This window comes from Pseudomonas siliginis (assembly GCF_019145195.1).
Taxonomy (GTDB): domain Bacteria; phylum Pseudomonadota; class Gammaproteobacteria; order Pseudomonadales; family Pseudomonadaceae; genus Aquipseudomonas; species Aquipseudomonas siliginis.
This window is the reverse complement of record NZ_JAHSTW010000008.1, coordinates 140,501-156,051: the sequence shown is the minus strand read 5'-3', so window position 1 is coordinate 156,051 and position 15,551 is coordinate 140,501. Positions and strand designations below refer to the sequence as shown.

The window sequence follows — 15,551 nt, the reverse complement described above, 5'->3', positions numbered from 1 at the left end:
CGTCCTCCCGGTATCTCAACAAGAGAGTTTTTGTATGAAGTCTGTCTCCCTCGATTTATCTCAGGTGTGTGCATAATGCTTAATTTTTCCACGTCGCCAAAGGAAATGGTCAACAGTTTCTGGCGTAATCGGAGCCTGATCGCGGCGCTTGTACAGCGAGAAGTCGTTGGGCGTTATCGTGGATCGTTCATGGGAATTCTCTGGTCGTTTTTTAACCCCGTGTTCATGTTGGTTGTCTACACCTTTGTCTTTAGCGTCGTTTTCAAGGCACGCTGGAGCGGCGGAAGTGACTCGAAAACCGAGTTTGCACTTATTCTGTTTGCGGGACTTATCGTCTTCAACTTCTTTGCGGAGTGTTTCAATCGAAGCCCGACGCTGATTCTCTCGAACGCCAACTATGTGAAGAAAGTCGTGTTTCCATTGGAGATCCTTCCTTGGATCACAGTCGGTTCGGCGCTCTTTCACATGGTGATCAGCCTGACTGTGTGGTTGCTGGCCTATTTGATACTGTTTGGCACGCCGCACCTGACCGTCCTGTTGTTCCCGTTGATTATCCTGCCGTTGATGCTGATGATCATGGGTTTGACGTGGGCCTTGGCGTCGCTCGGCGTTTACTTAAGAGATGTCGCGCAATTCATCGGCATCCTGACCACAGTCCTGATGTTTCTGTCGCCTATTTTTTACCCTGCCAGTGCGCTACCTGAGAAGTATCAACATCTACTGATGCTCAATCCGCTGACGCCTGCAATCGAGTACGCCCGGGACATTCTGTTTTGGGGAAAACTGCCTGACTTTACCGTATTGGGCATTTATCTCGCCGGCTCGGCGTTGATTGCATGGCTTGGATTCGCCTGGTTTCAGAAAACACGAAAAGGATTCGCCGATGTCATCTGAGGTCGCTATCAAGGTTCAAAATCTCAGTAAGTGCTATGAGATTTACGACAAACCGCGCGACAGACTGCTTCAGATGCTCAGTCGCGGGAAGAAAAAATATTGCCGTGAGTTCTGGGCGCTACGCGACGTTTCCTTCGAAATTCGCAAAGGCGAGACGGTCGGTATCGTTGGCCGCAACGGCAGTGGCAAGTCCACCTTGCTGCAAATTCTTTGCGGTACGTTGAATCCAACCAGTGGTACGGTTGAAACCCATGGCCGGATCGCTGCATTGCTCGAACTTGGCTCCGGATTCAATCCCGAGTTTACTGGACGCGAGAACGTCTACCTGAACGCCTCGATTCTGGGTTTGAGCAAAGAAGAAATCGACGCACGATATGATGCGATCATCGAATTCGCGGACATTGGCGATTTCATCAATCAACCGGTCAAGACATATTCGAGCGGTATGTTGGTGCGACTGGCGTTTTCCGTTCAGGCGCAAGTCGAGCCCGATATTCTTATTGTCGATGAAGCGCTGGCAGTGGGGGACGCAAAATTTCAGGCCCGTTGCTTTGATCGGTTGAAAAAGCTCAAGGAAAACGGCACGAGCATTCTGCTGGTAACGCACTCCAGCGAACAAATCGTTACGCACTGTGACCACGCCTTTCTTTTGAACAACGGTGTGCAGCTCGCTGAAGGCGAGCCGCGCATGGTCGTCAACCGTTACCTTGATTTGTTGTTCGGCAAGACTCAGCAATCGGCCTCTGTCGAAAGTGCAGAAGCGTCTGACCAGTTGGCAGCGTATCAAACGCCTGAAGGCGGCCTCGATGTATTTGAAACGCATCCGAACTACAACCCGAACGAATATCGTTGGGGTGACAGATCGGCCACTATCATCGACTTCCACCTGAGCGCAGAAGGGCTTGAGTACCCGATTGCCCTAGACACTGGCGTGCAGATCAAACTATCGGTATTTGTACGGTTTGATACTGATCTGGTGTGTCCGATTCTCGGGATGACGATCAAGACCAAAGAGGGCGTTACCCTCTATGGCGTAAATAGTGAAACGCTGGATTGCCTGGAATTTAGAACGTGCGGGCGCAAGGGCGAGATCGTCGAAGTTGAGGTACTTATATCTTGTGATCTGGCCCCAGGTGACTACTTCATTTCTGTCGGAGTGTCGACCAAAGATGGCGAAGAGGTTACTCCCCGTGACAGGCGTTATGATTCGATCCACTTCCAGGTTCGTCCGACTGACAAATTTTTTGGGCTTGTAAATCTGGACTCCAGCATTCGTGCCAAGAAGGTTTCAAATTGAATATTTTATTGAAACAAGCGGGCTATCAGCTTAATGACGAGCTCAACATCTGGTCGAGGCCGGATTATTCGAGCATCAACTACAGCGATGGTGATAGCACCGAACTGCGCATAAAATTCTTGATCGATCAGGCCAGTGACGTCAGTATTTTTTCTGATGAGCTGCGAAGATCGTGCACCGATTGGCCATCGCTTTATTACCTCTCAAGTACCCGTTCGAACTTGTTGCGGGTGTTCGATGCCGATCTGCGTGGCGATGTGCTCGAGATCGGCGCCGGTTGTGGTGCAATTACCCGGTATTTAGGTGAGCAGGGCGGCAGGGTGCTGGCGCTGGAAGGTAGCTCGCGTCGCGCCAGCATCGCCCGTGCACGCACCCGAGACTTGCCAAACGTCTCGGTTCTGGCTGAGTCGTTCGAGAAGTTCAGCATTGATACCCAATTCGATGTCATCACCCTGATCGGCGTTTTTGAATATGCCAACCTGTTCGTAGCCGGTGATAACCCGGGTGCGAGAATGCTTGAGAAAGTTCGCTCACTGCTTAAGCCTGACGGTTTGCTCATCATCGCGATCGAAAACCAGCTCGGCTTGAAATATTTTGCTGGAGCGCCTGAAGATCACGTGACGACGCCGATGTACGGTGTCGAGGGGCGCTATAACAGCGCTACCGTGCAGACCTACGGGAAAAAAGCTCTCGCGTCGTTGTTGGCGACAGCCGGGTTTACCTCGAGTGAGTTCTTTGCGCCGTTTCCCGATTACAAGTTGCCCGTTTCGATCATCACCGAAGAGGGGTTCAAAGATCCTGATTTCGATGCCAGTGCATTCGCATCGCAAAGTGTACAGAGAGATCCGCAATTGCCGGATCTGTGCACCTTCTCACTGGAATTAGCCTGGTCACAGATTTTCAGGAACGGCTTGGGCATGGATATGGCCAACTCCTTTCTTGTAGGTGCTTCGACGGTCTCGCGCAGCGCAGTCGACCCGCAGACCCTGGCGTATCATTACAGCTGCGATCGACGCTCGACGTATTGCAAACGTTCGGAATTTCGTCGCGATTTCGAAGATGCGATCAATGTGCATTACCAAAAACTCGGGAAGACTATCGATGAGGGTGAAGGGCAATCGCTCGTCACTTTTAATCTTGCTGCGTCCGAGCCTTACATCAATGGTTATGTGCTTGGCACTAAGCTGATCGATATAGTCAATGCCGAGGGCTGGACTTACGCAGGTATCGGCGCCTTCCTCAAAAATTACCTGAGCATGCTAAACGTGCTCTGTGATAACGCCGAGAGCCAGCCGGGTGAGGTGTCGGGAGCGTTGATCGATGCGGTCCCGCAAAATATTGTGATTGATCTGGACGGCCGTCCGCAGTTGATCGACAAAGAGTGGACGCTCAACACGAATGTTCGCTACGAGTACCTGCTGTTCAAAGCGCTAACGCAGATGCTGGGTTCGATTACACGTATCAGCAAGGGCGCAGAGGCTGGCCCGGTTACACGCAAAGACTTTGTATTCCGAGCTTGCGAAGCCGCCGGGTACCCACTTTGCGAAAAAGATGTGGAAGAGTTTCTGGCCATCGAGGCGCAGATACAGAATGCGATTAACGGCCGAAGCCCGAGTGAATTTACGGCGTGGGGCGAAGATCGATTGATTGTCGAAGACAATCTGTTTTCTGCTTTCAGCAGTTCGCAGATTGCATTGGCTCAAACCCGTGAAGCGCTTGCAAGCGCTGTCACTGACGCCAGGCAGAAAATCGAAACGCTGAGTGCAAAACTGGACCAGCGTGAAGCTGACTATAATCAAGTCATTAACTCCAACTCTTGGTTCATCACCAAACCTGTACGCTTCCTCGTGCGCTCGTTGCGGCAGGGGAAAGGCGTGTTGCGCAGCAAACTGGAGACTTCCAAGCAGGCGCTGACGGCCTATCTGCGCGGCCAGGAAGCCAATCTGCCACAGCCGGTTGACGACGTAATTGAAGCGCCTGTCGCGCGCACTCGCTCGGTCAGCGTCATTCTGCCAATCTATAAAGATGTCGAAATGACTCGTCGCTGCATCCTTGCCGCGATGCCAGGGATTATTGCTTTCGACTCCAAACTGGTCGCGATCAATGATGCGAGCCCAGATGCAGGCATGCAGGCCATGTTGATCGAATTGCAAATGCAATGGCCGCAGGTGATGACCGTTCTCGAAAACGAAGTCAATCTTGGCTTTGTCAAAACCGTCAATCGCGGCATGCGCCATGCCAGCCAGGACGATATCGTTTTCCTTAATAGTGATGTCATCGTGCCTGTTGACTGGCTGGAGCGGCTGACCGCTGAGGCGTACATCGCGCCAAACATCGGTACCGTTACACCGTTTTCCAACAACGCGACTATTTGTAGCTTCCCGGCGTTTCTTTACGAAAACCAGCCAGCCTTTGGTTTAAGCGTCGAGCAGATCGATGCTGTGTTTTCCGGCCCGCGTTTGCCGGTCAGCCAGGCACCGACAGGTGTAGGTTTCTGCATGTACATTCGCCGCGATTGTCTGGATGTCGTGGGGCTGCTGAACGAGGACAAGTTCGGCAAAGGTTATGGTGAAGAGAACGATCTGTGCCAGCGCGGGCTAAAAGCCGGTTGGCTCAACATCGTGACCCCTAACCTGTATGCATTTCATGAGGGCGGGGTCAGCTTCTCCTCTTCCAAGCAGGCGTTGACCGAGCATGCAACCAAGGCCATCACCGAGCTGCATCCGGATTATCACTTGGATATCCAGAGGTTCATCGCAGCTGATCCGCTGAAACCATTACGGGTAAAACGTCTTGCGCAATTGATCGCATCGTTGGACCGGCCAAAGGTCTTGCACATTTCGCATGAGGCTGGAGGCGGTGTGCAGCAGCATCTGGACGAGTTGGCAGACGCTCTTGAGTCCGATGTTTGCTGCCTATTCCTGGCGCCTCGTCGTGGCCAGTCCGCCGTTACTTTGCGGATGGGGAGTTTCCCGGGGGCTGACGAGCTTCTTTTCCAGTTGCCGGAAGAGCACAACCTTTTGGTCGAGTTCTTGAAGGGCTGTGGTGTCGGCTTCGTGCACTTCCATCACACGCTCGGTCTGAATTCGCAACTGGTTCAATTGCCCGCTGAGTTGGGCACTGAATATGCATTGACGGTTCATGATTATTACTGGCTATGCGGCAACCCTACACTGACCGATGCGCAGGGCGTTTATCCGGGCAGTTATGCCGACGACATCGTCAATCCTGACTTCCCTCTGCCGGATGGTGTATCGCCGGCACAATGGCGTGAGCAATTGCGCGGCTTTATCGACGGGGCGAAAGCGGTAATTTTCCCTTCGGCGTACACCCTCGCCAATTATCGACTCAACTTCGAGTTACGTAACGCTGTCGTTGCAGGTCACGTAGAGCACAAACGCAATATTGGGCAGGGTGTCGCGGCTGTCGCGCAAAAGATCCGCTACAACGTGGGTGTTATTGGTGCTCTTGGTAAAGAAAAGGGTGCCGATTATCTGGAACAAGTGGCGGAGGCGGCAGCGACGGTCAATGCACCAATCAACTTCCGGCTGGTCGGTTTCGGCTACAGAGAGTTGGGCGGTGTCCTGACTACAGGTCGTTACGATGCCAGTGAGCTGTCTTCCCTAATGGCCGCAAATGAGTTTGATGTCGTCCTGTTTCCAAGTCTGTGCCCGGAAACCTACAGCTATACCCTCAGCTATGCGCTGGAAGCCGGGTTGCCAATTATTGCGCCAAACATTGGGGCATTCCCGGAACGATTGTCCGGACGTGAAAACACTCTTGTTTATGATTATGGGCTCGAGCCAGCCGAGTTGATGCGGCGAATCAGCGACTTTGTGAAAAGGCTCGCTGCCGGTGAGCAGTTGACTGCGCCTGTCGTGGACACCCACCTGCAGCAGCCAGCGTTTTATAGCGTTGATTACCCGGCCTTATGCGGCGTGGGCAGTGATAAGCACAGCAAACCAAAAAACGGTTTCGAACTGCCGAAATTCTCGGCCCCGACAACTGTGTATGAGGCGCCGCTGACGACCAAGGAAATCGCGCTATTGGCCATCTGGACGCTTTACCGTCATCCACGCATGGAGCGCATCAGCCATGCGGTGCCTTACTCACTACGGCAAAAAATCAAACGCGTGCTGAGCAAGCGTCCGCTGCATGAGATCGTGGATGTGAACAAAAACTGATGCAGTGCGCCCGCCTGGCTTATCGAACCCCTTGATCGGCCAGGCGGGTGCAATGGTTTTTGTTTGCCAGTGACGAATGCTGGCTTTTATTTGGAGCTACTGCCGCGATGAATTTCAGCTGGTTTGTGCTGATCGCTTTAATTATTTCGTTCCTTCTGACTGCTGTTTTGCGCCGGTATGCCCTTGCCAGAAGTCTGATGGATATTCCCAATGCCCGTAGTTCGCATACGGTCCCCACGCCAAGGGGAGGGGGGGTTGCGATCGTCGTGACGTTCCTTGTCGCCATGTGCTCGCTGTATGCTGCTGACTTGATCGCATTCAGAGATTTCGCTGCGATCGTCGGTGCTGGCAGCCTGGTGGCGATCATCGGATTCATGGATGATCATGGCCATATTGCTGCGCGCTGGCGTTTACTTGGGCACTTTTGCGCGGCGATCTGGGCGTTGGCCTGGTTGGGTGGCCTACCGCCCGTCAGTGTGTTCGGACAGGTCTTCGATCTGGGCTGGGGCGGGTTTGTATTGGCTAGCCTCTACCTCGTCTGGATGCTCAATCTCTACAATTTTATGGACGGTATCGACGGGATTGCCGGGGTCGAGGCGGTAACTGCGTGTGTCGGGGCGTGCGTGCTGTACGCCTTGGACGGGTATGTCGGGCTGATGGGGCCGGCCCTGCTACTGGCTGGTTGTGCGGGAGGATTCCTGTTGTGGAACTTTCCGCCAGCGAAGATTTTCATGGGCGATGCGGGCAGCGGCTTTCTGGGTATCGTCTTGGGCATTTTGTCGATACAGGCCGCCAATGCCTCATTTGAGTACTTCTGGGGTTGGTTGATCGTGCTCGGGGTGTTCATCGTCGACGCAACTTTCACCTTGTTGCGTCGATTGCTGCGCGGCGAGAAAGTGTATGAAGCGCATCGCAGTCATGCATACCAATTCGCCTCGCGCCGTTATGGCAAGCACCTGCCGGTGACCCTTGTCGTGGGCTTGATCAATGTGTTTTGGCTCCTGCCGATTGCAGTGGCTGTCACGCACTTCAAGCTGAATGGCTTTGTCGGTGCCGTGGTGGCTTACGTGCCACTATTCATTCTGGCGTTGCGGTTCAGCGCGGGAAAATCCGAAAAGGATGTTGCGGCATGAACATCGAGGCGGGATCAGCCTGATTGCGCTGATAGCGTTCAGCTATTAAAAAAGGCAGACGGATTATTCCGTCTGCCTTTTTTTAGCGAGTAATCGCTCCGGGTTTGACGAATACCAGCTTCGTCAATACGTATGTAAGTGGTAGCGACAGAATGATCGCCGCCAGTGGAGCTAGGTATTCAGGCAGCGACAGCTGTTTGACCCAGAACCAGACGACAAACATCCCCAATACGTATTGCGCGACGTAGACGAGTGGGAACAGCAGGATCGATTTGATCCCCTGGTGTTCTTTGAAGACAAGGAACCGGCTCATCACGAACGCGAAAACAATCCCGCAAACATAGCTGATCGAATAAGCCCATGTGTAGGGAAGTACACTGAGCAATATAAGATACAGCGCATACGTAATTCCGGTGTTCAGCCCGCCTGTCAGGAGGAACCGGAAAAACCTGATTTCCATCAGTTCGGAAATTTTCACGGCTATTAACCAATCTGCGCTTTTTTCTCGATCAGGAATTGATCGTAATCGCGGATGTAGTCGTCAGCAGCGTAATGCTCGGAAGCGAAAACCAGCAGAACCGCGTCCGCCGAGTACTTGTACTGAATACCCCAGGTCATTGCTGGCAGGAACAGGCCCAGTGTGTGGTGGTCCAGAACAAACTCCTGGCGGTGCTTTCCATTGTCGGCAACTACGTGAACGGTGCCTTTGACCGATACCAGAAACTGGTGGCATTCGCGGTGAGCATGTTCACCACGTGTTTCAGCAGTCGGAACGTTGGTTACCAGGAAGTAACGCTTCACTTCGAACGGAACGTCCTTGCCGCATTCGCCAACGCTCAGGCTGCCGCGCATATCGACGGCTTCCATCATGCGGTGCAGCGTAACGCCACAAGGATGGACATCTGATTGGCCGACTTTTACCGGGTTGTCTACGACTGTGCCTTCGGTAGGCTTGGCATCGACGTAGCCGATGATTTTCGCTGGGTTACCGACCACGATAGCATTCGGTGGAACGGATTTGGTGACGACCGCGCCTGCGCCGACCATTGCCGAGGTGCCAATGGTAATTCCGGGCAGGATCGTCGAATTGGCGCCCAGAGATGCACCTTTGCGGATGATGGTGCGAGAAAACGCTTCCGGATAGATTTTGCTGCGTGGAAACTTGTCATTGGTGAACGTGACGTTCGGTCCCACGAAAACATCGTCTTCTATGGTGATGCCGTCCCAAACCTGAACGCCGCATTTGAGTGTTACCCGGTCACCAATGATGACGTCGTTCTCGACAAACACGTTATCGCACACGTTGCACTCTGCGCCGATACGAGCGTTCGGTAATACGTGTGCAAACGCCCAGATACGCGAGCCTTTACCGATAGTGGACGATTCACAAATCGCACGGTCATGAACGAAAAAATCGCGCGAATCAATCATTTATTGGCTCCAAACTCAGAAACTTTCATAGGGATCGCCAAAGGGCGCCCTTTGGTATTTTCATATGTACGCCAGGCGTACGAACCGATCACGCCGAGCCCCAGCAGATTGAGGCTGCCCAGCAGGGTAATGGTAAACAGTGTCATGGCATAACCAGGGACATCGATCATGCCGCCTATCTTCGCGAGGATTACACTGACGCCGTATAACGCCGAGAGTGCTGAGCCGGCTGCACCTACACGAATAAGCAGGCGAATGGGCAAGTCCGTGAACGAGAAGACACTGTCCATCAGATAGTTCACTTTCTTTCGCAATGTCCACGCCGACTTGCCGTGTTGCCGGGCAACTCGAGTGTAACTGACTACCTGTCGGCGGAAACCCAGCCAGAAAATCTGCGCGATCAAAGAGCTGTGGCGTTCTTCGAGTTTGAGCAGGTTGTCGCGAAACTCCAGGTTGCAGCCGAACATGTCGACGCCGCCGTCAGGCATTTCCGGGATAACGTAACGTTTGTACAGACCCCAGAAGGTTTTCGATGCCAGTTTCGACAGGAATGGGTCGTCACGACCCTCGCGGACACCGACTACTACATCCACCGGCTCAGTATTCAACACCCGGTTCATGGTCAGCACCAGGCTTGGCGGCTCTTGCAGGTCGGCGGCCATTACGGCAAACGTGCGACCCTTCCCATGCTGCAAACCTGTACGTATCGCCATGAAAGAACCGAAGTTCTTCGACAGCAGAATCAGCTGGGAGGCAAAACGTTGCTCGGGCAGGCGATCTCGCAGGATCTCGTAACAGCGATCCGGGCTGCCATCGACCACGAAAACCACCTCAAGCGCGCCTTGAAGCTCGACGTTCAAATCATCGACGGCTTTGAGCAATGACGGCAGCGATTCCTCGTTACGGTAAACCGGAATAACCAGCGAAAGCACCCTAAATCTCCTGCTTGAAGTAGGCGCAAACCACTTCAATGACACGATCGACTTGCTGATCGGTCAGCCCAGGGAAGCAAGGTAAGGAGACCAGTCGGGTGCATGCTGACTCGGTCACCGGAAGATTGAATGTTTCGCGCGGTGTGTACGCTGTTTGCCAGTGGTCTGGAACTGGATAGTGAACATCGGTACTGACGCCATACTCTTTTAGGTAGGCAGTGAACGCTTCACGATTTTCGACACGCATTACAAACAGGTGGGCAACGAAGTCGTCGCCCAGACTTTCAGGCAATTTGACTGGCAGTTGGCTGAAGGCTGCACAGTAGCGGCTGGCAATCGAGCGGCGCTGCTCGTTCCATTGGTCGAGTAGAGGCAGTTTGACCCGCAGGATTGCAGCCTGCATTTCATCGAGTCTGCTGTTACGTCCGTGCGGAACGGTAACGTGATATTTGGTCGACCAGCCGTATTGGCGAAGCGTGAGCAGGCGGGCGGCAATCTCGGAGGATGAAGTTACGATCGCGCCACCGTCGCCCAGTGCGCCGAGGTTTTTGGTGGGGTAAAAGCTGAAGCAGGCCAGGTCGCCGAACGATCCACAAAGCCGATTATCAGAGCGCGCACCGTGGGACTGGGCGCAATCTTCGAGCACGACCGCCCCGGCCGAGCGAGAAATGGCTGCCAGAGTTTCGATGTCTGCCAACTGTCCGTAAAGGTGCGTGACAATCACGACCTTCGCCGGTTGGGCCAGCGCCTTCTCCAGTGATTTCGGGCACATGGTCAAAGTGCTCTCATCGACATCGACATATACCGGCTCGGCGCCGACAGCGTGGATGGCGGTGCTGCTATAAAACCCGGCGTTGGCAACGGTGACAACACGATCACCCGGGCCCACACCCATGCCCAGCAAGGCGATTTCCAGTGCTTCCGAGCCGTTCGCGACCGAGATGCAATGTTCTGCGCCGACATAGTTGGCGAACTCTCGTTCGAAGTTCTTTACTTCTTCACCCAAAATGTACCAGTGCCGATTAACGACGCGCCTAAGCGGTTCGGAAAAATCAATACCGGAATTCGCCGCTACTGCAGAAAACAAAGGAATTTGATGATTTGCGTCCATGATCCATCCAGAATTTTTGACTGCGCACATGATAATGGCCGCAATTTTACTACACATTCAGACAGTGATGTCGGCTCAATCTGGCAAGTCTGAGCCGACGTAATCCGCCGATTTAGGGGTGGTTGGCCGTGTCAGCCACCATGCAGCCGTGAAGATCATGCACGCAATCGCAGTGATCAGGTACGTCGAATGCGACATCCATGGTCCCTGACGCCCAAAGTACAGCTGCCACAATGGATCACTCATGGGTAAGCCCGATGCAAAGGCGCTGGCTATGGACTTGGCCAGCCAGAATAATGGGATCGCCATCAGCAGGGAAAAATAAAGAATCAGCTTCGTGGTTTTATCCGAAACTCCGGATTGCGCAACGTACGCTACCAGAAATGGAAGAATGGCGATCCATTGGCGACTTTCGGAACCGACGACCAACAGTGGCAAGAATCCCAATATGGCAATTTGTACGGCGCGCACCGTGCGCGCGCTTCGATTGCTGGTCCACACTAGCTGCAAGGCAATAAGCAAGCATGGGCCAAAATAACTAAAGTGCGAGAGGATGGGTTTGAATGGCGTATTCAAACCTTGATAAAACATGTTCTGCACTAAGTCCGGGCCTCGGAATCCCTGGCTCCAGTCCAGTCCGAAGTAGAGAATGGCATGGCCGCACGCCGTCGCAATGGCGGCCAGGAAAAACCACTTGATGGACAATACTGGCAACGCACCATCACGCCCCAGAAGTCGACTCCAAAGCCAGGCAACGCCAATCAGGGCCAGAATCAAGTAAGTGGAGCTAAGCCATCTGAGTCCAGGAATGCCCGAGGCAAGTGTAGAACCGACATGTAAGAGTTCGCTGTCTTCGATACGTGTGAACCACAGGCACGCATAACCCACCATGGCGGCAGCCAGACCTAGAAAAACCAGCATCCTGACTTTCATGCCGAAAGTCAGACGGTTGATGAAGGAAGCTTGCGTTTCTGGCTGTGAGAAGGTGAGAAGCGTCAGCGGCAGGAGAACCAAGCCTGGCATGATCAATGGTGCTATCAGGCAGGTTGCCAGTAGCCATTTGAAGTGTTTGTGCGAAAAGCACCACAAGCTCCAGCACGACAGCACTATTGCCAAATGGTCGCTTAAAAGGGGGTAGTAAGTCGACATGACCAGGATTGGCCACGTCAAAAGTAAGGCAGTTGTGTACTGCACTGCCCGCCTGGTCGGGATGCCGGACTTCATCAAGTAGTCAGTAAATAGCCCGGCGGCTACGCTGATACCGAGCACATTGAAAGACATCTGTACATATAAAAGCTGGTGTCTGGTCAGATCTAGCAGGAACTCTGCTACTACCGTTGGAAAAAAGCCGGTGAGGCGACTGATACGGTAGGGATCCGTGACAGGAATATGCCCGGAATTTTTCCAGTCGAACAGAAGATTCAAATAGGCGTTGCCGTCCCAGCCCGCACCATCGCCCACCGCAATAAGTCCGGTTAATTGATATACGGCTATCAAAAGAAGCGCCGCCAATACCGACATGCGATAGGCGATGCTTTCGTCGAAAATTATTTTCCCGAGGATGAACAGCGTGCAGCTCAGGATCAGCCAATAAGCGAAAGTCAGCAGCGCTGCGCTATAAGCTATTTCCTTGAACCTGACCGAGTCGCTGATTTCGAACTTGAATTGCGGGTCGTCATTATCAAACGTCAATGTGACCGAAGACGCTTCGGTCGACAATGACGTTGGTGCATTGGCAGGAGCCAGAACGCTTAGCGGCAGCGCTTGCCGCAGACCCCAAAAGTTTATTTCGCCTTGGCTGACACGCATCTCGGACGCAACGTTGTTGGGATCCCAGCGCAGGAAGCGCTGACCTGTCGCGACCGAGAAGCAAACACGCTGAGTACCGGCGTCGATTCTTTGCGAATCCGATTGTGATTCACTGAAAGCGCCAGATTCGCTGGACCAGAACAGTTGCGTCACGCCTTTGGATGACGAATCAATGCTCAAGCAAATGTTGTGTCTGGTGGCGTCGAACGTACCGGTTGCCTTGGCGAGATAAAGGGACGCAAGTGCTGCCAGCAAAGACAGCCCGGCAAGCGCAAGGTAGGCGAAAAAGGGTCGCATGCCTGCCTTGTTAATCATTGCGACTCGACTCGCTTGTACTGTGCGTGCGTCGGGTCGGCAACTTCGCTCAACTTGACAAGATAAACGCCGTTTTCATATCGCACGGAGCCTTCTGCCGGCCATACCGGCATGTTGTCAAAGTGCGGCGTCAACGGAATACGCAGCGCGTTGCCCATGGCATAAACATTCGAGAAACCGATCAGGCGCATGTATTCCAGCATGCGATAGACGTTGCCTTGGTCCCAATCGAAAAACGAAGAACTCATGGTCGAGGTTTCCGGGCCTGGATAGCGGCTCGCGAATGGCATTCGCCCATAAACATCGACCATGATGCGTTCATTCTTGTCAAATTCGGGGTTGGCCTTGCTGATTCGATCGTAAAGCGCCTCGGCGGTGAATCGGTCGTGGGTCGTGGCCATCATTGTGCTTGCCGAGTATTGACCATTTACCGAAATCATCTGGAATAGCAGTGCGACTGCGAGCACAGCGCCGAGGATCCGCAACAGCCCCTGTTTTTCCAGAACGATGATCGTGGTGAACCACGCAACAAAGGAAATGGCCAGCATGGCACGCAGAGGCAAATAAATACCTCCGGCGACGAAGTTCAGCAGGAATGGGGAGATCAACAATGCTCCGATGAGGAGAGTCATCCACAAAGCAGCTTTCCAAGTATTCTGTGTGACCAGGAAGAGGGCTGCAAATCCCAATGCGACGGCCGCACTGAAGAATGAAACGCCGTAGCTCAGAGGGGAGCCTGAGTAAAGTTTCCACGCTTCTAACAAAACCAGCTTGGTAATTAGAACAGGATCCGCGATCAGTTCGTTGATACGTAGAAAGTTATCGATGTAACCACGGTCGGAAGGGTAAGCCAGTTGGGCAAGCTTGTTTATGATGACATAGGAAGCAACGCCGCCAACGAGGGTGCCGAGCAACAAGCCTGCACGCTGGATTGTCGGATAAATTGATAGTACGGCTGTCGGGTTGTCTTTTCGGAAGTTGAAAAGAACGACACCGAGACCGGCAACAATATAGAACATGACCAGTGATTGGTATGCGCCGATTGCCACGGACAGCAATACGCTGGAAAGCAACGCCAAGCGGGCAGTTTTGCCTTTCAAGTCGTCGCCGATATGGCATTTTGAAAATACAAAGATGCCGATCGACAGTGCCAGTACGCCTACACCGATCGAAGGAATGTTGGAGTAGAACTCGCCAATGAACCACCAAATCGGGTGCGCAATGAAAATGCAGTAGGCCAGGGCGGCAATCCAGCCGAATGTGAGACGGTGTGCCCTGATCAGGAACATGTACGCCAGCGCAACGCAAGCGTAAAAGAAAAGATTAGGAACGAAAGGCATTACTGGCTGAGGGAAGATAAACTTTTCTACCAGATAGGCTGTCCATCGGCCATCGGCGATCCAGATGGATGGGTCGGTACGGAAGGCGCCCCGTTCATCATCAACAGACAAAAAGAAATTGACGACCGGGATTATATTAAGAAAAACCCCGATGCCGAGTAACTTTGTGAATTCGTTAAGACTGAAGTTTTCTTGTCTGAAGAATGATTTCAATTGTGCGGTACAATCGCGATCACCCTGCAGGAAGTCTAGGATCCGTGAATGCCATTTGATCCAGGAAAGAATGGCAAATGCGCTGGCCAGTCCGAGCAAGAGCGCGAAAACGTAGCGCACTTTGTCGAGTAGCTTGTAGTTAAGGTGAATGTTTATCTGTGGGTCAGTCGCACCCGACGGCGTTGTGAATTTGACAATTTTCGTTTCGCGGGCGGACGCCTCAATCTGTGCCATCGGCGTCAGGTTGTCGAGTTCAATAGAGCGGGTATAAACCAGCACGCTGATCGTCACAGCCTTGACATAGAAGGAACCGGATTTTTCCAATGGGTCCCAACGCAGATTCTCATCGTACTTTGGCAACGCAAAGCTAAAGGTATGGTTCTCCATATCCAGTTTGCTGATTTTGGAATTTCTTTCCTTATAGTCATCCATGCGTTTGTAAAATAACTGGGACTGCGTCGCAGGGAATTGGCTGGTGCTAATACTGACGACAGGATCCAGCGCAGGGCTTTTCAACAGAATAAAAGCGATGACCAACGTCATGAAAATGCAGGGAAGGACCCATTTGACAATGTTTTTCAAGTTAATGCCGCGCCCTGTTGTCGTCACTTGTTTTCACTTCCTTTTCGTCATTCTGATTGTAATGTCTTCACTTTCGCTGTTACTGGCCGTACACCAGCGAGCAGTCGCGTCAACAACAAAGCCTTTTCGTGCCTGGGGCATTGGAAAAATCATCCCAGGTCGGGTTTTCTTTTTTGATCCCGAATTCGCGGTGGCGAGGTGCAGGAAATTTGCTGCGCAGTATACTCACTCGACCATGATGTCGCAGCACAGACATCGCATGGTGCAGGTGACGGGTGATAAACGAATGGGGGCGGTGAGATCACCGTAA

At 52.8% G+C, this 15,551-nt stretch carries 11 protein-coding genes; 5 read left to right on the top strand and 6 right to left on the bottom strand.

Annotation, left to right across the window (positions count from 1 at the left end):
- Nucleotides 1-75 precede the first annotated feature (75 nt).
- The 4 genes from KVG87_RS17100 (at nucleotide 76) to KVG87_RS17085 (ending at nucleotide 7,508) form a co-directional block, all read left to right on the top strand.
- Nucleotides 76-894 (top strand): ABC transporter permease, encoded by an 819-nt coding sequence (locus KVG87_RS17100; RefSeq protein WP_095182233.1) that lies wholly within the window; start codon nucleotides 76-78, stop codon nucleotides 892-894.
- Entirely contained in the window at nucleotides 884-2,191 is a 1,308-nt protein-coding gene (locus tag KVG87_RS17095; protein ID WP_095182232.1) for an ABC transporter ATP-binding protein, read from the top strand. Before KVG87_RS17100 ends, KVG87_RS17095 begins: the two co-directional genes overlap by 11 nt.
- On the top strand, nucleotides 2,188-6,375 hold the full coding sequence (locus KVG87_RS17090) for a methyltransferase (RefSeq protein WP_217851724.1): 4,188 nt from the start codon (nucleotides 2,188-2,190) through the stop codon (nucleotides 6,373-6,375). Before KVG87_RS17095 ends, KVG87_RS17090 begins: the two co-directional genes overlap by 4 nt.
- 107 nt (nucleotides 6,376-6,482) lie before the next feature.
- Nucleotides 6,483-7,508: an MraY family glycosyltransferase gene (locus KVG87_RS17085; RefSeq protein ID WP_217851723.1), complete on the top strand. Its 1,026-nt coding sequence runs from the start codon at nucleotides 6,483-6,485 to the stop codon at nucleotides 7,506-7,508.
- 82 nt (nucleotides 7,509-7,590) lie between these two features.
- Here the strand turns inward: KVG87_RS17085 and KVG87_RS17080 are convergent, their stop codons facing one another.
- From KVG87_RS17080 to KVG87_RS17055, 6 genes are all read right to left on the bottom strand, one after another.
- The gene (locus KVG87_RS17080) at nucleotides 7,591-7,986 is read right to left on the bottom strand and encodes a GtrA family protein (RefSeq protein ID WP_252876708.1); all 396 of its coding nucleotides are present in this window, start codon (nucleotides 7,984-7,986) and stop codon (nucleotides 7,591-7,593) included.
- Between the two features lie 5 nt (nucleotides 7,987-7,991).
- Nucleotides 7,992-8,939, bottom strand: a complete 948-nt coding sequence (locus tag KVG87_RS17075; RefSeq protein ID WP_217851722.1) for a WxcM-like domain-containing protein — start codon at nucleotides 8,937-8,939, stop codon at nucleotides 7,992-7,994.
- Complete coding sequence (locus KVG87_RS17070) at nucleotides 8,936-9,871, bottom strand: glycosyltransferase family 2 protein (RefSeq protein ID WP_217851721.1); 936 nt, start codon at nucleotides 9,869-9,871, stop codon at nucleotides 8,936-8,938. Before KVG87_RS17070 ends, KVG87_RS17075 begins: the two co-directional genes overlap by 4 nt.
- A gap of 1 nt (nucleotide 9,872) precedes the next feature.
- Complete coding sequence (locus KVG87_RS17065; RefSeq protein WP_217851720.1) at nucleotides 9,873-10,982, bottom strand: DegT/DnrJ/EryC1/StrS family aminotransferase; 1,110 nt, start codon at nucleotides 10,980-10,982, stop codon at nucleotides 9,873-9,875.
- A 75-nt stretch (nucleotides 10,983-11,057) separates the two neighbouring features.
- On the bottom strand, nucleotides 11,058-13,106 hold the full coding sequence (locus tag KVG87_RS17060; protein ID WP_217851718.1) for a hypothetical protein: 2,049 nt from the start codon (nucleotides 13,104-13,106) through the stop codon (nucleotides 11,058-11,060).
- Nucleotides 13,103-15,202: a glucosyltransferase domain-containing protein gene (locus KVG87_RS17055; protein ID WP_217851716.1), complete on the bottom strand. Its 2,100-nt coding sequence runs from the start codon at nucleotides 15,200-15,202 to the stop codon at nucleotides 13,103-13,105. Before KVG87_RS17055 ends, KVG87_RS17060 begins: the two co-directional genes overlap by 4 nt.
- Here KVG87_RS17055 and KVG87_RS17050 point away from each other — a divergent pair.
- On the top strand, nucleotides 15,189-15,551 hold the full coding sequence (locus KVG87_RS17050) for a hypothetical protein (RefSeq protein ID WP_217851714.1): 363 nt from the start codon (nucleotides 15,189-15,191) through the stop codon (nucleotides 15,549-15,551). The two genes, KVG87_RS17055 and KVG87_RS17050, sit on opposite strands and share 14 nt — an antisense overlap.

Bases quoted from the DNA above. Each gene is read 5' to 3' on its own strand.
- KVG87_RS17055 (WP_217851716.1), bottom strand. From the start codon at position 15,202: ATGACGTTGGTCATCGCTTTTATTCTGTTGAAAAGCCCTGCGCTGGAT.
- KVG87_RS17085 (WP_217851723.1), top strand. From the start codon at position 6,483: ATGAATTTCAGCTGGTTTGTGCTGATCGCTTTAATTATTTCGTTCCTT.
- KVG87_RS17095 (WP_095182232.1), top strand. From the start codon at position 884: ATGTCATCTGAGGTCGCTATCAAGGTTCAAAATCTCAGTAAGTGCTAT.
- KVG87_RS17065 (WP_217851720.1), bottom strand. From the start codon at position 10,982: ATGGACGCAAATCATCAAATTCCTTTGTTTTCTGCAGTAGCGGCGAAT.
- KVG87_RS17075 (WP_217851722.1), bottom strand. From the start codon at position 8,939: ATGATTGATTCGCGCGATTTTTTCGTTCATGACCGTGCGATTTGTGAA.
- KVG87_RS17060 (WP_217851718.1), bottom strand. From the start codon at position 13,106: ATGATTAACAAGGCAGGCATGCGACCCTTTTTCGCCTACCTTGCGCTT.
- KVG87_RS17050 (WP_217851714.1), top strand. From the start codon at position 15,189: ATGACCAACGTCATGAAAATGCAGGGAAGGACCCATTTGACAATGTTT.
- KVG87_RS17100 (WP_095182233.1), top strand. From the start codon at position 76: ATGCTTAATTTTTCCACGTCGCCAAAGGAAATGGTCAACAGTTTCTGG.